Here is a 21,856-nt window from a genome sequence, read left to right as displayed (position 1 = left end):
TTCACCACAGATTCTAAGGATTGAAACCCCATGGCCTTGTAGCGTCATTCCGTCCGTCAGCCGCCGGATCGGAATCTCCCAGCGACTGGCTCCGTGCCCAATTCCTGGCTTGGCGGATTTCAGCCTGCTGTTTCGTGACCCACCCCGGCCCTCCCTTTGAAAAGGGAGGGAGTTTGGCCACCTACCAACGAACAAAGCGTCATTCATCGACAACGACTAACGCGTCATTCCGTCCGTCAGCCGCCGGATCGGAATCTGCCAGCGACTGGCTCCGTGCCCAATTCCTGGCTTGGCGGATTTCAACCTGCTGTTTCATGACCCACCCCGGCCCTCCCTTTGAAAAGGGAGGGAGTTCAACCACCAACCAACAGATAGCGCGTCATTCGTTGCCAACGGCTAAAGCGTCATTCATCGCCAACGACTAATGCGTCATTCATCGACAACGACTAAAGCGTCATTCCGTCCGTCAGCCGCCGGATCGGAATCTGCCGGCGACTGGCTCCGTGCCCAATTCCTGGCATAGCGGATTTCAGCCTGCTGTTTCGTGACCCACCCCGGCCCTCCCTTTGAAAAGGGAGGGAGTTCAACCACCAACCAACAGATAGCGCGTCATTCGTTGCCAACGACTAAAGCGTCATTCATCACCAACGACTAAAGCGTCATTCATCGCCAACGACTAAAGCGTCATTCCGTCCGTCAGCCGCCGGATCGGAATCTCCCAGCGAATTGCTCAATACCGATACCCGACGAAACAGATACTTGCGACTGCTCACTTTTTTCTGCTGCAGTTTCCGAAACGCGGATTATACCTGGCTTCCAAGCGGGAATCACACCGAATACATCATGTTGATTCTGTTTATTAGTTTAAATTGATTCTAAACAATGATTATCGTAACTTGATCTGATCAAATCTAAACAATAATTAAAATGAGTATTAATTACAAAGTGATCGCACGGCAAAATCCGTCCGATCGGGAAGCACCAGCCAAGTACTACGCTTCCATTAATTAGAAAGGGCTGCGTAATCATCGGTTTATCGCTCACTAAATTGCAGAACGTTCTTCGCTGAACGAAATGGATATCCTCTCGGTCATTGAAGGATTCCTCCAAATCGTACCCGAAACCCTCAACGACGGCTATACGGTCGATCTGGGAGATTTGGGTTCGATGGGCGTAATTGCCAAGAGTGAGCCAACCGAGACCGAAGAAGAGTTTAACGAAAGCCACATTGAAGGCGCTAAAGTCGTCTTTCGGCCCGGCAAACTGCTGAAAACCGCCATGAAAACTGCTGATTTTGTCAGAATAAGCGAAAACGGACATTAGGCAACCACGGAAAACATCAGGGCCATTTTAAAAAAGGTCCTGATGTTTTCAAAAAAAGTCTAGATGTTTTTCAAAAAGTCCAGATGTTTTCAAAAAAGTCTAGACTATTTTAAATTCTCTCCAGACCTTTTTTAAAAATGTCTGGATGTTTTTTTGATCGCATCCCGCTACAGCACGAATAGCTATAGCTGGACGAACTCGAGATTAACCAAGCCACCTTCATCTGACTTTGTTTGGAATGAAGACAGACCCTGAAAAACGTGAAAAATCCGCTTGATGATCTTAATTGATAAGATAAAGAATTTACATCTAACAAGCCAAATAAGGAAAAATGAAAGATAGCTTTGTTACACAGACAACAGAGTTACCACACATTTTGAAAAACCATGACAGAGCCAACAGGACAAAAATCTAACGCAGAATTCTTACAAGGAGACAAACTGTATATCCAAAGAGCAAGAATAGCATTGCCAATCTTGGTTAGACAAGCAAAAGCAAGAGAATCAATTTACTATTCAGACCTTGCTGCAGAAATGGAAATGCCAAATCCGCGGAATTTGAATTTTGTTCTTGGAGCAATTGGAAACGCATTAAGAAGTTTGGAAGAATTAAATAAAACGGGAAAAATTCCTTTAATAAACAGTATTGTAGTTAATAAATCAAATCATTTGCCAGGAGAAGGAATCGGTTGGTTCTTGGAAGCAAAAAACTTTGAGAAATTAAGTAAAAATCAAAAAAAGGAACTTGTAAACCAATTACTATCAGAGATATACTCTTATCAAAAGTGGGACTGGGTTTTAAGGCAACTTGGACTTAAACCATTAAAATCAAAAATTTCAAATGAAGTTAATTCCCTAAAAAAGTATGAGAAAAGTGGAGAAAGTGAATACCATTTGAGATTCAAAAACTATCTCGCTATGAATCCTCAGATTTTTGGATTAAAAGAAAATCAAAATGGGAAAACAGAATATCAGTTTCCTTCTGCCGACACAATTGATGTAATATTTGAATATAAATCGGAGATTATTGGAGTTGAAGCCAAATCAATAATATCCGACGAAAAAGACATTTTAAGGGGACTTTTTCAGTGCGTAAAGTACAAAGCTTTAGTAGAGGCTGAACAAAAAGTAAATGACCAGATTCCAAATTGCAGGATAGTTTTAGCTATTGAGAAAAAATTCCCTAAAAATCTATTGAGTGTAAAAAATCTATTAGGAATAGAAGTTATTGACGATATAAAAATGAATAAAAATTAAAAAACGTGTGGTAATAAATTGCAAATTGCATTGCGGGTGCAGTAGTATGCGTTGTCTCTGCTCCTTTCTTGACCGTCATGTCCTCCCGGACACCGACGCTCTTCGGAATCCGCAACGACAACTTGCAAGTGACCGTTATGGGGCATAATAAAAAACACGATAATATGGAAAAAATTAGAATTGAAAGCTTACTATTTCAGACCAATAAAGAAATAGAACATTTAGAAAATAATGAACTAAGAGCAAAAGAACTACTTAGGGTTTTAGAACTTGCATTTCAAAACAATAAAAATTTGGATTTATTAGCTTCTGCGCAGAAGGGATTGACTGAAATGATGAACGAAATGAATAAATCGGAAATGTTGACAGAAATCGAATATTCCAAAAGTCTAATCCATCATTTTTTAGACACTGGTAAATTTGATTTAATTAGTATCCCTCAGAATTCATTCAGTATAGGTTTTGCTGAAAAAATGGAAAAAATAAAGGATTTGCTAATAAGAATTATCAATAAAGCAACACAAAACTAAAAGACTATGTCAAATTTAGATTTTTTCTTTTTGACCCTCTACACTTCTGGTGTAACAATCATTTCATATAAAAACTATGCTATCCAAAGAGGGTGGCCAATGGGTTCAATGTTTGCTTCAGACAGTAGCATTTTAAAAATAATTGGATTATTGTCAATTTTTGGAAGTGCAATCACTGCTTTCTTCTTTATCAAATGGTATTTTGTTTTAGCAGGCTTAGTGGGAGGCTGGTTAATTAGTGGTCTAATCAGTGCTCTATTTACAAAAAACACACAGTATTTGTGTTTATTATTATTCTTGGTTTCTTGGATTTTTCTATTTATTAAATTCTAGAAGTCTATGAAATGGATAATTATTATACTTTTTGCTTTATTAGCAATTTACTTTTTAGTTAAAAGTGGAAACAATAAGTTCTCGCTATTAGTCAACAAAAACCAATTAGTGGCTTATGATTTCTGTATCAATAATGATTGTTGGTTTGTCATTCATCCTGGTGAAATACCTCGCTCATCTAGACCTAGCTTGTCCGAATATGTCTAAAGCTAGCTGCGGCTGGATCAATCTTGAAGCTGCCACTGAGCGGGTGACTTCGAGTCACCCGCTCAGTAAAGCCAACAAGCTGCAATTTCCCTGGCCCCGCTTCCGCGCAAATCCTGTCGTGTGGTGGGATAAAAAACAAGTACAGGCAATATCTTATATCTGGCACAAATAAGAAAAATAAATGAAAATAATACTGACGACGACCTATTTCCTGATCCTAACGGTTTCGATCTATGCACAAGCGAATGATGAGGAACTGATACGAACCTGTTTTGATCGTTATCGTCACTTTCTGCTAGCGGAGAATGGTGAGGAAGCCATTAAATTTGTTGACAGTCATTCAATCGACTACTACGGAGACTTACAGGAATTAGCGAAAAATGCTGATTCATTGACGATCGAATCCCTTCCGATTTTCGACAGAGTCATGGTATTGACAGTAAGGGTTATGGTTCCTAAAGAGGATATTCTGGAATTTGACGGTCAATCCTTGTTAACTTACGCCATAAATAATGGTATGATTGGTAAACAAAACCAAGGAAGTTTGATGATCGGGCAAGTGAATGTCGATCAAAATTCTGCGCAAGGAAAGCTGTTGCTTGACCAAATTGAATCACCCTATTCCGTGCATTTTAATAAAGAAAATGGCGAATGGAAATATGACTTGACGTCTTTGTTTCCGTTGGCGGATTCTTATATCCGGAAAATGACTGACGAATTTGGAGAAAAATGGATGATTAATGCCATCGTGAGTGCAATGGCGAAGGAAAACAATAAGAATAACCTATGGAATCCAATAAAATGAAAAGTCGATTAACCGTATTCCTTCTCGCCGTAGCAGTGTTTTGTCTGGCGAACATGACTTTGCAAGCCCAGGAAACAGCAGAAACACGTACTGTTTCGGGCATCGTAACCAACGACTCGGGCGAGCCCTTGATTGGTGTTACCGTGATGATTAAAGGCACAAGCACCGGCGTTGTGTCGGATATGGATGGGAAGTATGCCATCGACGTTCCCGAAAATGCAACTTTGCGGTTTCAGTATTTGGGTTTTGAGGATCAGGAAATGGCGGTTGAGGGCCCGCAGCTCAACTGTGTGATGGTGGAAGATGAGCTGACGAAGGGGCTTCAGCCGGCGCAGGCCATTAAGCTGACCAGCCAACAGCAAGAGAAAGCGAAGGCCGACAACCGTTTGGCCTTTCAATTCTTTCGGGAAGTGGCCAGGCAGGAGGGCGACAATGCGTTTTTCTCTCCTTTCAGCCTGAATCTGGTGCTTGGCATGCTTTACAACGGCGCGTCGGGCAGTACCCGTAACGATATGATTCAGGCACTTGGGCTGGCCGATTATTCCGAGGCGGAAATCAATGAATATTACCAGAAGATAGCCGGGGCTTTGTTGAAGGTTGACCCGACAACCGAGCTTGCCGTAGCCAATTCGATTTGGTATCGGGATCGCTTTTCGGTTAAAAAAGATTTTGTCGAGATCGGCAAAGCCTATTTTGACGCGGAGGTGCAGGCGCTTGACTTTAATGATCCCAAGGCCGCTGGCACCATTAACAACTGGGTGGCCGATCAAACGAACAATCGGATCACGCAAATCGTTGGCGCTTCCATGCCCGACGATCTGATGATGTACTTGGTCAATGCCGTCTATTTCAAAAGCAAATGGCAGCAAGACGTCAAGTTTGACGAGAAGAAAACAAAACCGGACACCTTTACCAAAACCAAGGGCCAAAAGAAAAAGGTGCATATGATGGAGCAGACTTCGTTCCTGTCTTATTTCAGCGATGAACACTTGCAACTGGTTGAACTGGATTATGGAAACCGGGCGTTCAGCATGGTGGCGGTTCTCCCTTCAAACGGCAAGGATCTCAATCAACTCATCAACGATCTGGATCAGGAAAAATGGGAGTATGCCTTGAGCCATACGCAGCGGCAGAAAGTCTGGTTGAAATTGCCACGCTTCAAACTGGAAAACGATTTCTTGCTCGATGAACCGACAAGAAAATCGGGTTTAGGGAAGATATTTTCAGGAGGCTTCAACAAGATCTCCGATGATGATTTGTTTGTTTCCAGCATCAGGCAAAAAACCTTTGTTGAAGTGAATGAAGAAGGAACCGAGGCGGCTGCCGCAACATCTGTCATCCTAATTGGATCTGCCCGCCATGCTAAGCCTGTTGAGCCGGTTCGTTTCTTTGCCAACCGCCCGTTCTTATTCCTGATTCGGGAAAAAAGCACCGGCGCCATCTTGTTTATGGGCCGCGTGGACGATCCGCTGTCCGTGAACGGAATCTGACAAACTCCCCCTCGTCTTAGCGAAGCGGCGACGAGGGGGAAGCTGTGGGTCGTTTGTAACGACGATATACGGACGTATTGCATTGAAAAACATTTGTTAATATCTTTCAATTAAAAATGTCTGCCGATAACTATTTTGTCACTGATCAAAATGCCATTTACTTTTTAACTTTTACCGTTGAAGATTGGATTGATGTGTTTACACGAAAAGAGTACAAAGTTGTTATGGCTGATTCATTAAACTACTGCATAGAAAATAAAGGGCTTGAGCTATTTGCATGGTGTCTGATGTCGAATCATATCCATCTCGTATGTCGGGCAGAAGAAAATTGCAGAATCAGTGATATCGTTCGGGATTTAAAAAAGTTTACGGCAAAAGCCATTCTGAAAATGATTGAAAGAGAGCCGGAAAGCCGAAAAGAGTGGATGTTGTACCGTTTCCGGTATGCGGGCAAGTTTGATAACCGGATCAAAACCTATAAGTTCTGGCAGGAAACAAACCACGCCATTTTGCTGGATAATACAAGGTTGATTGAGCAGAGGATTAACTATACACATGAAAATCCTGTTCGGGCGCTGATTGTTTTCAAGGCGGAAGATTATCTCTACAGTTCGGCTAGGGATTATGCCGGCGAAAAAGGAATTGTGAATGTACAGATGATGTTATGAAGATGAGTTACAAACTCAGGACAACTCACCCCTTGTTACCGCTTCGCTCAAACAAGGGGCAGGCCGGAATTGAGAATAAAGAAAATGTTGCTGCCCTGCGGATGCTGAAGCGGATCAATTTACTGGCGACTTCCACCATGATTGTATCAATATTATTCCTGCTTTGGGCGATTATGGGGCTAGCAAAAGTGAAAAGACGAATAGGAAGGGGATTACGAAGTGCAGTTTAATAATTAGTGATTATGGATTTAAAACCGATTAAAACGGAAACCGATTACCGGACAGCATTGAAAAGGTTAGAAGATATTTTTGATGCAAAACCCGGCACCATGGAAGGCGATGAACTTGAAATACTGGGGTTGATGGTTGATGATTACGAAAACCAACATTATCCAGTTGAAGCTCCCGATCCGATTGAAGCCATTAAAATCAGGATGGAAGAACTGCATCTTAAACAGGTGGATTTGATTCCCGAAATTGGAGGGAAAAGCAGGGTTTCGGAGATCCTGAATCGCAAGCGAAGATTGACGGTGGATATGGTTCGAAAATTGGCGAAACGACTGAATCTGTCGGCTAATCTTTTGATTAAAGATTATCAACTGATCCAGTAGGCGGATGCTGATAAGTCACAACGATAATAAGCAGACCGCCGAAAAATCCCCTTCGTCTACTTAAATCTGCTCCCAGCCCTGGCGGTAGTTGTGGCGAATCCATTCGTCGGCCATTTGTTTGGCGGGCAGGGTCACAAAGTCTTTGTTGAAACGCGGATCGCCGTTCACCACTTCAAACGAATCTTTGGCCAACACCCGCAGCTGGTCGTTTTGCCCAATGTTGGTAAAGCGCATGTTGGGGCCATCCCACAGTAATTTGCGTTGCAGGCTTTGCAGCCTGACGGCCAGCACGCCCATCACCACCATCTCGTTCAGAGGGCCCGAATAATCAAAGTCGGACGAAGGTTTCACCCGGTTCTGCGGCGTTTCCTTGCAGGCCCTAATCCAGTCTTGTTCGTGTCCGCCGTCCATCGCGTTTGGAATGCGCCGGATGCTTTTGGCCGGTTCTTCAAAATGCGCCATTTCGCGGGTGGGCAACAGCGTTGGGTTAGCCGAGGAGGCGCCGCACATGATTTTTCCTTTGGTGCCATAAAAAATACAGCCGCCACTTTCGTTGCCCATGGGTTCACCTTCCATCAGCTCGTCGGGGCGCGGTGGCATCAGTCCGCCATCGTACCAGGTCACGGTTACCGGTGGCATGGCCACTTTGGGTAGGTTGTCGCGTGCCGGAAACTCGTAAACCACCATTTCGGCATTGGGGCACGATTCGGTGTTGGCCGGGGTCGAACTTCCCTGTACCGAGCTTGGATATTCCAACTTGAGCGCTTTAAATACCGGGTCGAGGATATGGCAGGCCATGTCGCCCAGGGCACCGGTGCCAAAGTCCCACCACCCACGCCAGTTCCAAGGGGTATAAATTTCGTTGTAGGGGCGGTAGGCTGCCGGTCCTATAAATAAATCCCAGTCCAGCGTTTTGGGAATGCGCATGTCCTTTTCGGGTCGCTCCAGACCTTGCGGCCAGATGGGGCGGTTGGTCCAGGCATCCACTCGGGTGATGTCGCCGATTTTTCCGGCCCAGATCCATTCACAAATCTGGCGGATGCCTTCATTCGAATTGCCTTGGTTACCCATTTGGGTGGCCACGCCATAGCGGCGGGCAGTCTCGGTGAGCACCCGGCTTTCGTACACCGAATGGGTTAGCGGTTTCTGAACGTACACATGAATGCCTTTTCGCATGGCGATCAAAGCAGGCAGCGCGTGCGAGTGGTCGGGGGTCGCAATCATGACCGCGTCGATGTCGTTTTGCTTGTCGAACATTTCCCGGTAGTCTTTGTACTGCGGAGCCGTGGGCCACTCACGGAAGGAGTTCCGGTTGGCATATTTCCAGTCCACATCGCACAAGGCCACGATGTTTTCCGTTTCCATGTTTTTCAGGTTGCGGTAACCCATACCGCCCACGCCAATACCGGCAATGTTGAGTTTGTCGCTGGGGGCCTTGTGCCCCAGTCCGGCAATAACTGAACTGGGAAGGATGCTTAGCCCGGCGGCTACACTGGCGGTTGATCCTAAGAAATGGCGTCTGCTGATTGTTGTTTGCTTCGCTGTCATGGTATCAGGTTTCATTTAAAAACTGCGCGAAGCAATGTAGTAAGAAATGATTCAAAAATAAAACGGGGTAAGAAAAAAATCTTACCCCGTTGATATCATGATCCATTCGATGAATGGAAGCTTCTTTATGCCGGCATATCAGGCAAGCTCCATGGTGCACGGTAGGTGTGCTTGATCAGTTCAGCTGCAAATTCTTTGGCAGGAACCGGATCAGTCCATGTTTTCTTGAAGGTTGGGTGACCATCGTGGATGGCAAAACCGTCTTTGATCACGGTTCTGATTTCCTCGCTGTCGTTCAGGTTGGTAAACTGCATGTTTGTTCCATCCCATTCCAACTCTTTGTTCAAGCCTTGCAAACGAACAGCCAATACGCCCATCACAACCATTTCGTTGAATGGTCCGGCTTCGGCAAAGTCAGATGCAGTAGGAACGCGGTTTTCAGGCGATTCCTTACATGCACGTACCCAGTCCATTTCGTGGCTTGTTTCTACACGACGACGGAATTTGGGAGCGTTGGGCTCCCGGCCTGACAACAACCAGGGGTTCACACCGTAACATCCACAGATCAGTTTGTCTTTGGTTCCGTGGAAAATCACACCACCGCCTGAGTCATTCGGGTTTTTACCGGCTGGCCATCCGTCTGGAAGCATAGGTTTAATACCACCGTCATACCAATTCACTTCAACTTCAGGAAGTTTAATTTTCATTTTCTTCTTGGCTTTCCTTTCGGGGAAAGTCAGTTTCACCGATTGTGCCGTTGGAGCACAGTCTTGGAGCAACAAGGTTGAGTTACCCTGCGCTTTGGTTGGGTAGCCTAATTCAAGACCAACAAATACCGGGTGCAAAATGTGGCAAGCCATGTCGCCAAGAGCACCTGTACCGTAGTCCCACCAGCCACGCCAGTTCCATGGGTGATAAATTTCGTTGTATGGACGCATTTGTGCTGGTCCGACGAACAAATCCCAATCCAAACCATCAGGAACCCACTGTCCGTTTTCAGGTGTGTTCAGTCCTTGAGGCCAGATCGGACGGTCAGTAAATGCTTCTACTTTGGTGATTTCACCAATTTCGCCGTTGGCGATCCATTCGGTCGTTAGGTTAACGCCTTCACCCGATGAGCCTTGGTTACCCATCGATGTGGCTACTTTGTACTTGTCGGCCAGTTTGGTTAGCAAGCGCGATTCGTAAACCGTGTGCGTCAAAGGCTTTTGTACATAAACGTGTTTGCCCATGGTAATGGCATGAGCTGCTGTAATGGCGTGGGTGTGGTCAGCTGTTGCAATCATAACGGCGTCGAAATCGTCGCCCATTTCGTCATACATTTTACGCCAGTCTTTGTACTTTTTAGCTTTTGGAAAACGGTCGAAAACCCCGTTGCCACCTGTGTAGCGCCAGTCAACATCACAAAGTCCGATGATATTTTCCGATTCCAGGTTCTTCAAGTTAGCAAAACCCATACCGCCGACACCGACACCAACGATATTCAGTTTATCACTAGGGGCTTTGTGCCCAAGACCTGCAATAACATTGCTTGGAAGAATGGTAATTCCAGCTGCCGCAGTGGCTGCGGTGCCCAAAAATGCCCTTCTTGAAACATGCTTTGATTCTTTTGAAAGCTTTTTCATAGTCTATTATTTGAAATTGATTCAGGTAAAAAATCTTGTCTTTGGAAGCTCAAATGCTCCGAAAAAACAGTTAAAGATATAATTCTTCGGGCTTTTGCCCAAACATTTTATTTCAGGAATGAAAAGGTCAAAGAGGAATTCCCATTTTTCAGTTGAAAGGCTTAGCAGCTGGCGGATTGATAACTATTGGATTTTGACAGGCTTGCGAATAGTTTTTGTCTATTCCGAATAAAAAAAATCAATTTGATTGGTCCGCTGGCTGCCTCTATATTTGCGGCATAATTTTTTGAACAAGCAACTAAAAACAAAAAAATCATGTTAACAATAGGACAAAAATTCCCTGATTTTAAAAAGACAGCGGTCGTATCACTCGAAATGGGCAAAGAGTTTGAAACCATCACCAACGAAGATTTGAAAGGCAAATGGAGTGTGATGTTTTGGTGGCCCAAGGATTTCACCTTTGTGTGTCCAACCGAGATCACCGGATTTAACGATCATTACGAATCATTTAAAAATTTAGATGCCAACCTGATTGGTGCTTCCACCGACTCAGAGTTTGTTCACCTGGCCTGGAGAAATGACCACCCGGGACTTCGCCAACTTAAATTCCCCATGCTGGCCGATACGTCCAAGTCGTTGGCTGAAGACCTTGGAATTTTGGAAGCTGGAGAAAAAATTGCTTACCGCGCTACCTTTATTCTTGATGAAGAAGGCGTGATCCGTTGGGTAAGCGTGAACGACCTGGCCATTGGACGCAATGTGCCGGAAGTGTTGCGCGTGCTGGAAGCCCTGAAAACCGGGAAGCTCACTCCATGCGACTGGGAGCCGGGACAAGCAACTTTGGCCTAAAAAGATACGCCATAACAAGTTCAAGTTAGATCAGATTAGTAAATCAGAAAAGGATGTCGTGAGGCATCCTTTTTTTGGTTTTGGAAGGTTTGAATCGTGAATAAATGGCTTATTTATTTTCAGGAAACTGGCAGTTTTTTCCACATCGCCACAAACAGAAGAATCCATCCGGCAATGAAGCTGAGGCCGCCCAAAGGTGTAATAGCGCCCAGCCATTTGATTCCGGTAACGGACAGCACGTAAAGACTTCCGGAGAAAATAACAATGCCGGCAGTCAGGCAAATAGCCGACCAACTGATTAGGGATGATGGCATGTGGATGGACAGCACGCCAATGAGCAGCAAGCCCAAGGCATGATAAAAATGATATTCCACGCCAGTTTTATATACTTGCATCAGGTCATCGCTTAATTTCGCTTTCAGTCCGTGTGCGCCGAAAGCGCCCAACATGACGGCCAGGGCAAGCAGGGCAGCAGCAGTCAGCAATATGGTTTTACTCATGATTCGGGTTTTTAAATGAATTGATGTAAAAGTAACAGCTTTGTATCGGTTTTGTTAACGGCAATGCCCAGCCATGTTGGAAATCGTATTGTAACCCACGCACGAATTGAGAGGCTCAACAAAACGAACCGGCACCTGTTGTTTTAGTGGTTGCTTGCTTCGGTCTTCAGTTGAATTGGGACTATTATAGCATGAACCTCTTACCAAAAAAGAAAAGGCATGAGAAGAAAAATTGATCTTTTCGTATGGAAATACTTGGTGCCGGCGCTTCGGCAAGATTCGTTCCGGTACAGGATTATTCAGTTGATGGCGATGTGCTATGTGAGCTGTTTCGCTTTGCCGCGTCAATTTTTACGGCATTATTTCAATGGAAATGGTTCGGCTTTTTGGATTGACGGTGCCGAACTGATCCGTGACAATCCGCAGTTGTTGGCCCTGATCCGCGATGAAACCGGGCAGAAGCAAAAGGGGAGCATCCGGCTGTCGCAAGTGGCGCTTACTGATCCCAAGTGGAAATATTCGCTTGGCTCTTCTGTGTTGAATTTCGAAAGGCGGCCGGATGGCTTTGAACTCCGTTTGAAGAGCTGGTACCAATATCAGCAGGAAACGTCGCGACTGACCAAACATTTGCATCAATGGTTGGCTGGGCGCAAGAACGCGCAAGCTTTTCCGGTTTTCAGCAAACCTTTTTATATTGGGCATGAGCAAATGGTCCAGCCTTTTGCCTGGGCCGAAATTAGCAAGTCGGCTCCGTTCGCCTATTACCTTTTGGTTTGAAACGAAGGGGCTGAATCCGGTTCGCTTACCTTTTCATTTTGTAGAAAAGCTTTCCGGTTACCAGCAGTCCGGCGAAAACGAACACTGCAAAAACCAGGCTGCTGACAGCCAGTTGCATGCCGCCCGAAACCACATGGCCGCTTGTGCAGCCACCCGCCATGCGGGCTCCAAAAATCATCACAAAACCACCGGCAAATGCCCATATGATTCGTTTGGGTGCAGAAGTGCCTTTGTGCTTTTTCCAGTTTTCATGAATCAAGGTGAGTTTGAAATCTTTCCGCAGCAGCGAAAGAACAAGGCCGGACAGGACGGCACCGGCCAGAAAAATCAACTCCCAGCTTCCCGAACCTTGTATTTTTTCGAAATAAGCATTGGCCGTGCTTCTGGTTAACAGGTCGGCCAGGTAGGGGTAGGTGGTTGATGCTCCGATTGGCCGGTTGAAAGTCATTCCTGAAAATACGATGGCATTCAGCACCGCCAAGGCAATACCTGCCACGATCCATCTTTTGTCTGTTGTCTTCTCCAGTTTGTGAACGCCAAAGGCAGCACCAATAAAGGCGGCTCCCACAGTAAAAAGCAGTACGTAAAAGAGGACGGGTTGGTGGCCCGCCAGGGAGAACAAAGAGATGGATCCCATGTTGGGCCCTAAAATTGGTTCGATGGAAGGTACCATCAAGGTGTAAACCAATCCGCCAAGCAAACCACCGATGATCCCTGTCAAGGCGTCGAGCGATCCTTCGCCCAACGAAATCGCCAGCGTGCCAGGGCAATAACCCAAAATGGCCATGCCTGTTCCAAAGATTAATCCGCCCAGCACGATCCCGCCGAGCAAAAATGGCTTCACATGGTAGGCGGCCAGTCCAAGGCCAATTTCAAGATTGATCAAAATGACACCGACCCCGATGGCCATCGCAATGGCTTTGGCAACGGTTAAATTTTCGAGCGTGGCCATGCCACTGATCACGTTATATCGATTGAGGCTGGCGTATTGCAGCGCGGCGCCAAAAAGAAATCCCAGAATGAGAATCAGGATGGTCATGATGAAAAAATTGATTTGATTTAAGGGTGGGCAAGATAGAATTTTTCAGCCCGTGAGTAGGTGATTTATGTCACACAAAAAAAGCCCTGAAGCAGATTATTTTTCGGCTTCAGGGCAATATTGAGAACTGAGCTGCCCAATCAGTTTGTCGTTTCATCTGCTTCCTGGGCATCCACCACGGCGATGGCCACCAGGTTTACAATTTCACGAACCGAGCTTTCCATTTGCAACACGTGAACCGACTTTTTCATGCCCAGCAAAATGGGGCCAATGGCTTTTGCCGTGCCCAGTTCCTGCAACACTTTGTACAGAATGTTGCCTGAGCTCAGGTTGGGACAAATCAATACGTTGGCATCCTGATCACCTAGTTTGGTAAAAGGAAACTTGCGGTTTCGCAGGGCCCCGTTTAAGGCGTAGTTGGCTTGCATTTCGCCATCAACCAGCAAGTTGGGATAATCACGATGCAGGATTTTCACCGCTTCGCTGGCCCGCACCGGGCTGCCTTTTCCTTTAAACGCGCCAAAGTTGGAGTAACTCAGGATGGCAATTCGCGGTTCAATTTTAAACCGCCTCACTTCGTTGGCCACCAGCACGGTGGTGTCGGCAATGACTTGTGGTGCCGGATCGGAATTGACGGTCGTATCGGCCAGAAAGAGGGGGCCTTTTTGCGTGAGCAGGATGTACATGCCGGCAATGTGATTAAAATCTTCCTTGGTTCCAATCACGTGCAGGGCCGGTCGGATCGTGTCGGCATATTTTCGCGAAAAGCCCGAGATAAAGGCATCTGCTTCACCGGTTTCGACCATGATACAGCCAAAATAGTCGTTGTTGTACATTTTCTCCAGCGCCTCTTCGAAGCTCATGCCTTTGCGTTTTCTCTTTTCGTAAAGCACCTGGGCCAGTTCGTGTCGTCGCTTGTCTGAAATATCCCTGAAGATATCAATGATGGGGACATCGGACAGTTCGAGTTTATTGTCAGATAAAATTTGCTCAATGGATTTCCGGCTGCCCAGCAGAATGGGTTTGGCAATTCCCTGGTCAACCACAAAGCGTGCTGCTTTCAGCATTCTCAGGTTGTTGGCATCGCCAAAAACCACCCGTTTGGGGTCTTTTCTGGCTTTGTTGCAGATGGTCATCACCAGTTTGTTCTCCAATCCTAAGCGTGCACCCAGTTCCCGCTCGTAGGCTTCCCAGTCGGTGATAGGCTTGCCGGCAACACCCGAGTCCATGGCGGCGCGGGCTACAGCTGGCGAAACCGTAGTGATCAGTCGCGGGTCGAGTGGTTTGGGAATGATGTAGTCGCGGCCAAACACAATATTTTCCATGTTGTAAGCTTTGGTGACCAGTTCCGGCACATACTTTTTGGCCAGATCGGCTAGTGCCTTGACAGCGGCAATTTTCATTTCCTCATTGATGGTTCGGGCCCGTACATCCAAAGCGCCCCGAAAGATGAACGGAAAGCCCAGCACGTTGTTAATTTGATTGGGATAGTCGCTCCGGCCTGTGGCCATGATCACATCTTTTCGGGCGCTGGTGGCCTCTTCATAGCTGATTTCGGGCGTGGGATTGGCCATCGCAAAAACAATCGGATCTTTGGCCATCGATTGGATCATCTCAACCGACACCACTTTGCCAACCGACAAGCCTAAAAAAACATCGGCGCCTGCCAGCGATTCTTTCAGGGTGTTGAGTTTTTTTGAGGTGACAAACTGCTGTTTGGCAGCGTTCAGATCGGTGCGATTTTTATTGAGCACGCCTTTGCTATCGAGCATGACCACATGCTCCTTTCTTACGCCCAAACTGATATACAATTTGGCGCAGGAGATGGCGGCAGCTCCGGCGCCGTTGATGACCACCTTGATTTCGTCGATCTTTTTTCCGCTCATTTCCAGCGCGTTGAGCAAGCCTGCCGCCGAGATAATGGCGGTTCCATGCTGATCGTCATGAAAAACAGGAATGTTGAGTACTTCTTTCAGCTTTTCTTCAATTTCGAAACATTCGGGCGCCTTGATGTCTTCGAGGTTGATGCCGCCAAAGGTTGGGGCAATGGCTTTCACCACTTCAATCAGTTTTTGCGGGTCTTTTTCATTCACTTCAATATCAAATACATCCACATCGGCAAAAATTTTGAAGAGCATGCTTTTGCCTTCCATCACGGGTTTGCCGGCCAGTGCCCCGATGTCGCCCAAGCCCAGAACAGCGGTGCCGTTCGACACCACGGCCACCAAGTTGCCTTTGGAGGTGTACTTGTAAACGTCTTCAGGATTTTGCTCAATCTCGTGGCAGGGTTGGGCCACACCAGGCGTGTAGGCCAGCGACAAATCGTATTGCGTGTCGTGGGGTTTGGTCGGAATCACTTCGATTTTTCCGGGGCGGCCTTTTTGGTGATACCAAAGAGCATCTTCGTAAACTGAGTTTTTCATGGTCAGATGATTTTTATCTAATCAAATTACGAAAAATATAGTTGAGCATCAATAGGTTAATTTCGCACTGTTGTTGTTTTTCGATCACTCAAAAACAGGCATCAGGAGCTGGTGAGCTTGCCAATTTTACGGGCACTATTGCTTCGAACCACCGCCCTTTTTTTTACTTTGTTACTGTTAGGTTTAAACTAGCTTTTTACTACTGAGCTAACAGAAACCTAGGAGAAACCTAGGAGAAAGTACGGACTTGGTCTGAACAAAACCGAGAGGGAAATGGCTGGTGTGTCAATTTCTGCTCTTGAAATGGCTGAATCGGGTTCGGAATCTCCCCGCTGGTTCGATTTTTAAAATGGGGCATTGCCCATCGGAGTTTTTTTTGTTGTCTGAAGGAAATTCGCCGATAAAAGACCCGGCCGGCAAACGAGGGGCCACGAATCCCGGAGAGAGGTTCTGGATTTGGAGTCGAAATTCGTGCGTTTGTGATTAGAGCAACTTCTCCCAGAAATACATGCGCTCGTAGCAATCGTCGTAGCCAGCTTTTCGGTAGAGCTTTTGGGCGTTCAAGTTGTCGTGTCGCACTTCGAGGTTGATTCGACAAAAGCCTTGTTCTTTTACAAATTCGGCAATGGCATCCAGCAGAAATTTGCCGACACCTTGGCCTCGAAAGTTGGGATGAACCACAAAGTCGTGGATGTTGAGCAAGGGTTTGGCCTGAAAGGTCGAAAAGTTCTTGTTGCAATTGGCCAGGGCGGCAAACTGCCCATCGGCCAGTGCGAAGAAGCCCAGGTAGCCCGGGTAATTTTGCAACCCTTGCAGAATTTCTGGCGCGAGTTCTGTCGGCATGGGGGCGCCGTTGCCCATTTCATCCTGCATGTAAATATCCAGTAAACGGAGTAACTCACGTTGGTGCACGGCGTCGGACAAATCAATTGGAACAAATGTGTAAGTCATTTTTTTTTTCGGCTAAAATAAGGAAAATGCCCGAATTGAAATTGGGGTTCTGAAAGGTTAAAATTCTCCATTCTGAAAAAATAGGAACAGAGACTGGCTTAAAATCGCTATTTTCGCTGCAACAACTAATCTTGATGGAATAGATGAATAACCTGGTCATTATACCAACCTATAATGAAAAGGAGAATGTTGAGGAAATGATCCGCACGGTGTTTTCGCTTCAAACGCCTTTTCAGATTTTGATTATTGAAGATGGCTCGCCCGACGGAACGGCGGGAATTGTCAAACGCCTCCAAGCCGAATACCCCGAGCGCTTGCACATGATTGAGCGGCAAGGCAAACTGGGGTTGGGAACGGCTTACCTGACCGGTTTTAAATGGGCTTTGGAACGTGGCTACGATTTCATTTTTGAAATGGATTGTGACTTTTCGCATCCGCCCAAGGACCTTGAAAATCTGTATCGGGCTTGTACCGAGGGTGGTGCCGACATGGCCATTGGGTCGCGCTATATCACAGGAATCAACGTGATCAATTGGCCGTTGGGGCGGGTGCTGATGTCGTATTTCGCTTCGGTTTATGTGCGGCTGGTTACCCGCATGAAAATCATGGACACCACGGCCGGTTTTAAGTGTTACGCACGGAAAGTCCTGGAAACCATTGATCTGGATGATATTCGGTTGAAAGGCTACGGGTTTCAGATTGAAATGAAATTTACAGCCTGGAAACACGGGTTTAAACTGGTGGAAGTGCCCATTATTTTTACGGAACGGCAAGAAGGTACCTCAAAAATGAGCGGTGGTATTTTTAACGAGGCGCTGTGGGGGATTCTGAAAATGAAGATCCGCAGCTGGTTTAAAAAATATCCGGCTTATTCTCCCAGTAGCCAGTCGTAAGTGTTTGCCGCATGTTTGCCTGGCGCAACTGGCGGACGGAGGGTTTTAAGAAGGCCCTGTTTAAAGGCTTGGTGCATGTAGCCTTTTCTGTTTTTGTTTCGTAATTTAAAGTCGCAGACTTGCAACAATCCGTTCAGGACTGGGTTGATAACAGGAAGGCAACGAAGCGCGAGCAACTGTTGATTAGTGTAGCAAATTAGACAATACCAAAACCTAAGTATCATGAAAACGCTCATCCATAATGCCACCATCATCAACGAGGGCATTCAGTTTCAGGGAAGTGTGCTGATTGAAGGCGAGTTTATCAAACGAATTTTCAAGGAAGAAGTGGTTCCAGAATCACTGTTAAAGCAAGCTACCGTAATCGACGGCAGTGGAAAATTGCTTATTCCCGGCGTGATTGACGATCAGGTTCATTTTCGGGAGCCCGGCCTGACCCATAAAGGCGAAATTGCCACCGAATCGCGGGCAGCCTTGGCTGGTGGGGTGACTTCGTACATGGAAATGCCCAATACCAAACCGCAGGCTACCACGCAAGTTGAGTTGGAAAAGAAATATGCCCGTGCTGCTGAGGTGTCGGCGGTGAACTATTCGTTTTTTATGGGAGCGACCAACGACAACCTGGATGAAGTGCTGAAAACTGATCCTTCGCGGGTATGCGGCATTAAAATTTTCATGGGCTCGTCAACCGGCAATATGCTGGTGGATGATGAAGAAACTTTGTCAGAAATTTTCCGGCAGGCGCCCACTTTGGTAGCCACACATTGCGAAGATGAAGAAATCATCCGGCAGAATACCGAGATTTATCGTCAGAAGTACGGCGAGATCGTTCCCATTTCACGCCATCCCCGCATTCGGAGCGCCGAGGCTTGCTATAAATCATCGTCAAAAGCAGTGGCGCTCGCCCGGAAATATGACACCCGCCTGCACGTGCTTCACATTTCAACAGCCCGAGAAATGGAGCTTTTTGATGCCGGGCCGGTAAAAGACAAAAAGGTGACCGCCGAGGTGTGTGTGCATCATCTTTGGTTTGAAGAAAAGGACTACATCGATTATGGCACACGCATCAAGTGGAATCCGGCCGTGAAGTCGGCTGGCGACAGGGCGGCCCTTTGGGAGGCTTTGCTGGCCGACAAAATTGATGTGATTGCCACCGATCATGCACCTCACACGCTGGATGAAAAGTCACATTCCTATTTCCAGGCACCTTCCGGCGGACCACTGGTCCAGCACTCGCTGACGGCCATGCTAGAGTTTGTCAGGCAAGGAAAGCTGACCACTGAAAAGTTGGTTGAAAAGATGTGCCACGCCCCGGCTGACCTGTTCCGAATCGACCGGCGCGGCTACATTCGCGAAGGCTACTACGCCGACTTGGTGCTGGTCAATCCCAACAAAAAATGGACGGTTTGCCCGGAGAATATTTTTTATAAGTGTGGCTGGTCACCGTTTGAAGGAACCGAGTTCAGCCACCAGGTGTCTAAAACTTTTGTCAATGGACAACTGGCCTATGACCGCGGCCAAATTAAGGCAGAAGTGCGGGGAAAACGTTTGGAATTTTTGGTTTAGAATAGGAGGCCTTATTCAAAAAAATAAACACGAAGCCACAAAGATTTTTATTCTTTGTGGCTTCGTGTTTAATCGGTATTTCCTGAGTTGAAAATAGTTTCTTTTGCCATGTGTTAATTCACCACAATCACCAAATATCGGTTGGTTTCCCAAAACCGGTCAGGATTGGTAATCACCAGCTTTTCAACCAATTCGTCGCCAATCAGTTCGTAGCTGTCGGCCGGATGGGTGGTGACCACCTTGGCTTTTTTCGAGTTCAGGTTAATTTCGTCCACCGTACGAATATCGACTTTTGTAAACAGGTCGGGGTTAAAATCTTTGCGGAATCTCAGGCTACGCCCGATGCCCAAAAAGCCACCTTCTTTTTCAACAATTCCATTTTCAACCAACTCTTTGGCGGTTCCAAAAACGTAGTAGGCTGTGTTCATGGCCGAAGTTTGCTGATCAATGGTGGTCGTTTTTTCTTCCAGCAAGCGGGCTTGCTCCGCGGTTCGTTCCTGAGCAGCCATCAAATCCTGGTTCAAATCGGTAATGTTGAGTTGCAGCCGTTGAAGCTCCTCCTGTAACGCCACAATTTCAGCATCCTTGGTTTCCATTTGGGTGCTCATCATGTTCAGCATTTGCTGCATTTCTTTCATCTTGTGCGAAGAGAAATCCATTTTCTTTTGCTGCGACGCGATCAGTTCGCGGTTTATCTTAAGCAATTCGTTGATCATGGCAATGTCGCGAAGAACTTTTTGGCGAGTGGTTGATTGTGGTTCTGAATTGCTTTGCGATTCGATATCGACGATCTCCTCCAGTTTTTTGATCGAATCGAGGTTGGCCTGGATTTGATTCATCGTGCCAAGAAAATCGGTGATGGCCGAATCTTTCGTGGTTGCTACTTGCTGCAAACTATCTTGTACTTCCTGCATCCGGTCGAGTTTTTTCTGCTGACAGGAAACGACAAGTACCGTGGCTAAAATAAATAGTAGTTTTTTCATGGTCAGATTATTTTACTCAAAGTTAAAGCGTTTCATGTTCATTTTCATCATATCCTTTTTATAATACGGCTTTGCTCGGACAATTATTTTTCTTGTTGGCGTTTTTTCTTTTCTGCAATCAACTGTTCCAGGTCAATTAAATTTGAAAATTGCAGGATTCGGTTTTCTGTTTCCGTGAAACCAATGTCATAAATTTCGTCGGCTTTCGAAAAGTCAAACACGCTGAATCGCTGCATGGCGGGCGGGTCGATGACCAGGTTGCAGCGGGCAAATTTATCGTCCACATCTTTCGAGATGGCCAGTCGGAAGCTGCGTTCGGCAATGGCTTTAATGCCTGAAATCTCCTTCAACTCTTCATTGTGGTTCACATGTACTCCGATAATTACCGATGCTTGGTCAAGCAGCGGTTCGATTGGCAGGTTATTCAGTATTCCGCCGTCAACATAGGATTGGCCATCAATAATACGTGGTTCAAAAACAATGGGAATCGATGCGGAAGCCAGCACGTAATCAATCAGTTTTCCACTCGAAATCAGTTCCGATTTACCGGTGTTTAAATTGGTGACGGCACAGTAGAACCGTTTCTTCAAGGCCGAAAAATCATCTTCGGGAATATGACTGCGCAGGAGTTTTTCAATTTTAGCCAGATCGAGCAGGCCACGCGTGGGGCGACTCAGGCTGATGACCTTGTGCAGTTTACTGGCTTTAATCAGCTTGAGAATGGCTTCGGGCTGGTAGCCTGAAGCATACAACACCCCAACCAACGCACCAATGCTGGTTCCTGAAATGATTTCGGGGTAAATGCCATATTTCTCCAGCGCTGCCAAAACGCCAATGTGCGCAATGCCCCGGGCTCCGCCGCCACTCAATGCTAAACCAATTGTTAGTTTCATATAAATTTATTTTTCTTTTTCTTTCAATATGTGTAATTTGGGTGACGAAACAAAAGTTCAATAAAACGTTTCAAATACTGAATTCTTTTTCAAACTTAAACTTTAATTTATGATCGAGTGGTATCTAAGCGTACTAAAAAAGTACGCAGAATTTTCGGGACGTGCCCGACGCAGTGAGTACTGGTATTTTGTTTTGGCAAATTTTATTGTTGCCGTTGTGTTGAATTTAATTGACCTCGGTATTTTTGGTACCGGTGTACTTTCGGTGATCTACGGCCTGGGAGTACTCATCCCCGGGTTGGCTGTTGGGGTTAGACGATTACACGATACCAACCGAAGTGGCTGGTGGTTGCTATTGGCATTCATTCCTCTGATTGGAGCGATTGTGCTGATCGTGTTTCTCGTGCAGGAAGGAACAGATGGAGAGAATCAATACGGAGCAAACCCGAAATTAGGCGTCGCATAAAAAACATGTGATTTTTTTGTTGGAGAAAGTCGCAAGTGTTTTGCGACTTTTTTTTGGCTTTGTAAACAGCCGAATCTTCCTTTAGACTCAAACTAATCCCTATCTTTACGCGAAATTTTT

The 21,856-nt window shown here is 46.1% G+C and carries 23 protein-coding genes; 15 read left to right on the top strand and 8 right to left on the bottom strand.

Annotated elements, in window-relative coordinates; all coding sequences use genetic code 11:
* The first annotated feature begins 20 nt into the window (after nt 1-20).
* The 10 genes from NC99_RS21875 (at nt 21) to NC99_RS09870 (ending at nt 7,223) form a co-directional block, all read left to right on the top strand.
* A complete protein-coding gene (locus NC99_RS21875) occupies nt 21-425 on the top strand; it encodes a hypothetical protein (protein ID WP_157624756.1) in 405 nt (134 codons plus the stop codon).
* A 622-nt stretch (nt 426-1,047) separates the two neighbouring features.
* A complete protein-coding gene (locus NC99_RS09915) occupies nt 1,048-1,323 on the top strand; it encodes an HU family DNA-binding protein (RefSeq protein ID WP_316930794.1) in 276 nt (91 codons plus the stop codon).
* Nucleotides 1,324-1,709: 386 nt separating this feature from the next.
* The gene (locus tag NC99_RS09910; RefSeq protein WP_053183105.1) at nt 1,710-2,579 is read left to right on the top strand and encodes a hypothetical protein; all 870 of its coding nucleotides are present in this window, start codon (nt 1,710-1,712) and stop codon (nt 2,577-2,579) included.
* Between the two features lie 164 nt (nt 2,580-2,743).
* A complete protein-coding gene (locus NC99_RS09905) occupies nt 2,744-3,109 on the top strand; it encodes a hypothetical protein (protein ID WP_157624754.1) in 366 nt (121 codons plus the stop codon).
* A gap of 6 nt (nt 3,110-3,115) precedes the next feature.
* Nucleotides 3,116-3,442, top strand: coding sequence for a hypothetical protein (locus tag NC99_RS09900; protein ID WP_053183099.1), 327 nt, complete (start codon nt 3,116-3,118; stop codon nt 3,440-3,442).
* A 388-nt stretch (nt 3,443-3,830) separates the two neighbouring features.
* Nucleotides 3,831-4,454 carry a hypothetical protein gene (locus NC99_RS09890; protein ID WP_053183092.1) on the top strand — a complete coding sequence of 208 codons (624 nt, stop codon included), beginning with the start codon at nt 3,831-3,833 and terminating at the stop codon, nt 4,452-4,454.
* The gene (locus tag NC99_RS09885; protein WP_162231193.1) at nt 4,451-5,944 is read left to right on the top strand and encodes a serpin family protein; all 1,494 of its coding nucleotides are present in this window, start codon (nt 4,451-4,453) and stop codon (nt 5,942-5,944) included. Before NC99_RS09890 ends, NC99_RS09885 begins: the two co-directional genes overlap by 4 nt.
* A gap of 116 nt (nt 5,945-6,060) precedes the next feature.
* Nucleotides 6,061-6,612 carry an REP-associated tyrosine transposase gene (locus NC99_RS09880; RefSeq protein ID WP_053183085.1) on the top strand — a complete coding sequence of 184 codons (552 nt, stop codon included), beginning with the start codon at nt 6,061-6,063 and terminating at the stop codon, nt 6,610-6,612.
* A gap of 2 nt (nt 6,613-6,614) precedes the next feature.
* Nucleotides 6,615-6,842 (top strand): hypothetical protein, encoded by a 228-nt coding sequence (locus NC99_RS09875; RefSeq protein WP_157624752.1) that lies wholly within the window; start codon nt 6,615-6,617, stop codon nt 6,840-6,842.
* Nucleotides 6,843-6,854: 12 nt separating this feature from the next.
* Complete coding sequence (locus NC99_RS09870) at nt 6,855-7,223, top strand: helix-turn-helix domain-containing protein (RefSeq protein ID WP_053183076.1); 369 nt, start codon at nt 6,855-6,857, stop codon at nt 7,221-7,223.
* A 60-nt stretch (nt 7,224-7,283) separates the two neighbouring features.
* On the opposite strand, the gene NC99_RS09865 is transcribed toward NC99_RS09870, so the two are convergent.
* Together NC99_RS09865 and NC99_RS09860 are read right to left on the bottom strand one after the other, a co-directional pair.
* A complete protein-coding gene (locus NC99_RS09865; protein WP_053183240.1) occupies nt 7,284-8,771 on the bottom strand; it encodes a Gfo/Idh/MocA family protein in 1,488 nt (495 codons plus the stop codon).
* A 125-nt stretch (nt 8,772-8,896) separates the two neighbouring features.
* Nucleotides 8,897-10,396, bottom strand: a complete 1,500-nt coding sequence (locus NC99_RS09860; RefSeq protein ID WP_053183073.1) for a Gfo/Idh/MocA family protein — start codon at nt 10,394-10,396, stop codon at nt 8,897-8,899.
* A 315-nt stretch (nt 10,397-10,711) separates the two neighbouring features.
* On the opposite strand from NC99_RS09860, the gene NC99_RS09855 reads away from it, so the two are divergent.
* Nucleotides 10,712-11,245: a peroxiredoxin gene (locus NC99_RS09855; protein WP_053183070.1), complete on the top strand. Its 534-nt coding sequence runs from the start codon at nt 10,712-10,714 to the stop codon at nt 11,243-11,245.
* A 119-nt stretch (nt 11,246-11,364) separates the two neighbouring features.
* Here NC99_RS09855 and NC99_RS09850 read toward each other — a convergent pair whose 3' ends face one another.
* Complete coding sequence (locus NC99_RS09850; protein ID WP_053183067.1) at nt 11,365-11,745, bottom strand: DUF423 domain-containing protein; 381 nt, start codon at nt 11,743-11,745, stop codon at nt 11,365-11,367.
* 219 nt (nt 11,746-11,964) lie between these two features.
* Between NC99_RS09850 and NC99_RS09845 the strand changes: the two genes are divergently transcribed.
* Nucleotides 11,965-12,522, top strand: a complete 558-nt coding sequence (locus tag NC99_RS09845; RefSeq protein ID WP_053183063.1) for a hypothetical protein — start codon at nt 11,965-11,967, stop codon at nt 12,520-12,522.
* Nucleotides 12,523-12,547: 25 nt separating this feature from the next.
* Here NC99_RS09845 and NC99_RS09840 read toward each other — a convergent pair whose 3' ends face one another.
* From NC99_RS09840 to NC99_RS09830, 3 genes are all read right to left on the bottom strand, one after another.
* Nucleotides 12,548-13,561, bottom strand: a complete 1,014-nt coding sequence (locus tag NC99_RS09840) for a YeeE/YedE thiosulfate transporter family protein (protein WP_053183060.1) — start codon at nt 13,559-13,561, stop codon at nt 12,548-12,550.
* A gap of 140 nt (nt 13,562-13,701) precedes the next feature.
* Nucleotides 13,702-15,984: an NADP-dependent malic enzyme gene (locus NC99_RS22760; RefSeq protein ID WP_053183057.1), complete on the bottom strand. Its 2,283-nt coding sequence runs from the start codon at nt 15,982-15,984 to the stop codon at nt 13,702-13,704.
* Between the two features lie 483 nt (nt 15,985-16,467).
* Nucleotides 16,468-16,935 (bottom strand): GNAT family N-acetyltransferase, encoded by a 468-nt coding sequence (locus tag NC99_RS09830; protein ID WP_053183055.1) that lies wholly within the window; start codon nt 16,933-16,935, stop codon nt 16,468-16,470.
* Between the two features lie 143 nt (nt 16,936-17,078).
* On the opposite strand from NC99_RS09830, the gene NC99_RS09825 reads away from it, so the two are divergent.
* Both NC99_RS09825 and NC99_RS09820 read left to right on the top strand, forming a co-directional pair.
* Complete coding sequence (locus NC99_RS09825) at nt 17,079-17,828, top strand: polyprenol monophosphomannose synthase (RefSeq protein WP_053183051.1); 750 nt, start codon at nt 17,079-17,081, stop codon at nt 17,826-17,828.
* A gap of 222 nt (nt 17,829-18,050) precedes the next feature.
* The gene (locus NC99_RS09820) at nt 18,051-19,394 is read left to right on the top strand and encodes a dihydroorotase (protein WP_193391999.1); all 1,344 of its coding nucleotides are present in this window, start codon (nt 18,051-18,053) and stop codon (nt 19,392-19,394) included.
* A 113-nt stretch (nt 19,395-19,507) separates the two neighbouring features.
* On the opposite strand, the gene NC99_RS09815 is transcribed toward NC99_RS09820, so the two are convergent.
* Nucleotides 19,508-20,377 (bottom strand): Cbp1 family collagen-binding glycoprotein adhesin, encoded by an 870-nt coding sequence (locus NC99_RS09815; protein WP_053183044.1) that lies wholly within the window; start codon nt 20,375-20,377, stop codon nt 19,508-19,510.
* Between the two features lie 83 nt (nt 20,378-20,460).
* Nucleotides 20,461-21,270, bottom strand: coding sequence for a patatin-like phospholipase family protein (locus NC99_RS09810; protein ID WP_053183041.1), 810 nt, complete (start codon nt 21,268-21,270; stop codon nt 20,461-20,463).
* Between the two features lie 109 nt (nt 21,271-21,379).
* Here NC99_RS09810 and NC99_RS09805 point away from each other — a divergent pair, with 109 nt between their 5' ends.
* Entirely contained in the window at nt 21,380-21,736 is a 357-nt protein-coding gene (locus NC99_RS09805; RefSeq protein WP_262509307.1) for a DUF805 domain-containing protein, read from the top strand.
* Nucleotides 21,737-21,856: the final 120 nt, after the last annotated feature.

Origin of the sequence: Sunxiuqinia dokdonensis (genome assembly GCF_001270965.1) — a bacterium.
Lineage (GTDB): Bacteria > Bacteroidota > Bacteroidia > Bacteroidales > Prolixibacteraceae > Sunxiuqinia > Sunxiuqinia dokdonensis.
This window is presented reverse-complemented; position numbering and strand designations above follow the sequence as displayed.

Excerpts from the sequence above, each read along its gene's own strand:
- NC99_RS09825 (WP_053183051.1), top strand. The coding sequence starts at position 17,079 with ATGAATAACCTGGTCATTATACCAACCTATAATGAAAAGGAGAATGTT.
- NC99_RS09855 (WP_053183070.1), top strand. The coding sequence starts at position 10,712 with ATGTTAACAATAGGACAAAAATTCCCTGATTTTAAAAAGACAGCGGTC.
- NC99_RS09810 (WP_053183041.1), bottom strand. The coding sequence starts at position 21,270 with ATGAAACTAACAATTGGTTTAGCATTGAGTGGCGGCGGAGCCCGGGGC.
- NC99_RS09840 (WP_053183060.1), bottom strand. The coding sequence starts at position 13,561 with ATGACCATCCTGATTCTCATTCTGGGATTTCTTTTTGGCGCCGCGCTG.
- NC99_RS09875 (WP_157624752.1), top strand. The coding sequence starts at position 6,615 with ATGAGTTACAAACTCAGGACAACTCACCCCTTGTTACCGCTTCGCTCA.
- NC99_RS09900 (WP_053183099.1), top strand. The coding sequence starts at position 3,116 with ATGTCAAATTTAGATTTTTTCTTTTTGACCCTCTACACTTCTGGTGTA.
- NC99_RS09845 (WP_053183063.1), top strand. The coding sequence starts at position 11,965 with ATGAGAAGAAAAATTGATCTTTTCGTATGGAAATACTTGGTGCCGGCG.
- NC99_RS09850 (WP_053183067.1), bottom strand. The coding sequence starts at position 11,745 with ATGAGTAAAACCATATTGCTGACTGCTGCTGCCCTGCTTGCCCTGGCC.
- NC99_RS09815 (WP_053183044.1), bottom strand. The coding sequence starts at position 20,377 with ATGAAAAAACTACTATTTATTTTAGCCACGGTACTTGTCGTTTCCTGT.
- NC99_RS09865 (WP_053183240.1), bottom strand. The coding sequence starts at position 8,771 with ATGACAGCGAAGCAAACAACAATCAGCAGACGCCATTTCTTAGGATCA.
- NC99_RS09880 (WP_053183085.1), top strand. The coding sequence starts at position 6,061 with ATGTCTGCCGATAACTATTTTGTCACTGATCAAAATGCCATTTACTTT.
- NC99_RS09885 (WP_162231193.1), top strand. The coding sequence starts at position 4,451 with ATGAAAAGTCGATTAACCGTATTCCTTCTCGCCGTAGCAGTGTTTTGT.
- NC99_RS22760 (WP_053183057.1), bottom strand. The coding sequence starts at position 15,984 with ATGAAAAACTCAGTTTACGAAGATGCTCTTTGGTATCACCAAAAAGGC.
- NC99_RS09805 (WP_262509307.1), top strand. The coding sequence starts at position 21,380 with ATGATCGAGTGGTATCTAAGCGTACTAAAAAAGTACGCAGAATTTTCG.
- NC99_RS09910 (WP_053183105.1), top strand. The coding sequence starts at position 1,710 with ATGACAGAGCCAACAGGACAAAAATCTAACGCAGAATTCTTACAAGGA.
- NC99_RS09905 (WP_157624754.1), top strand. The coding sequence starts at position 2,744 with ATGGAAAAAATTAGAATTGAAAGCTTACTATTTCAGACCAATAAAGAA.
- NC99_RS09820 (WP_193391999.1), top strand. The coding sequence starts at position 18,051 with ATGAAAACGCTCATCCATAATGCCACCATCATCAACGAGGGCATTCAG.
- NC99_RS09830 (WP_053183055.1), bottom strand. The coding sequence starts at position 16,935 with ATGACTTACACATTTGTTCCAATTGATTTGTCCGACGCCGTGCACCAA.
- NC99_RS09890 (WP_053183092.1), top strand. The coding sequence starts at position 3,831 with ATGAAAATAATACTGACGACGACCTATTTCCTGATCCTAACGGTTTCG.
- NC99_RS09860 (WP_053183073.1), bottom strand. The coding sequence starts at position 10,396 with ATGAAAAAGCTTTCAAAAGAATCAAAGCATGTTTCAAGAAGGGCATTT.
- NC99_RS09870 (WP_053183076.1), top strand. The coding sequence starts at position 6,855 with ATGGATTTAAAACCGATTAAAACGGAAACCGATTACCGGACAGCATTG.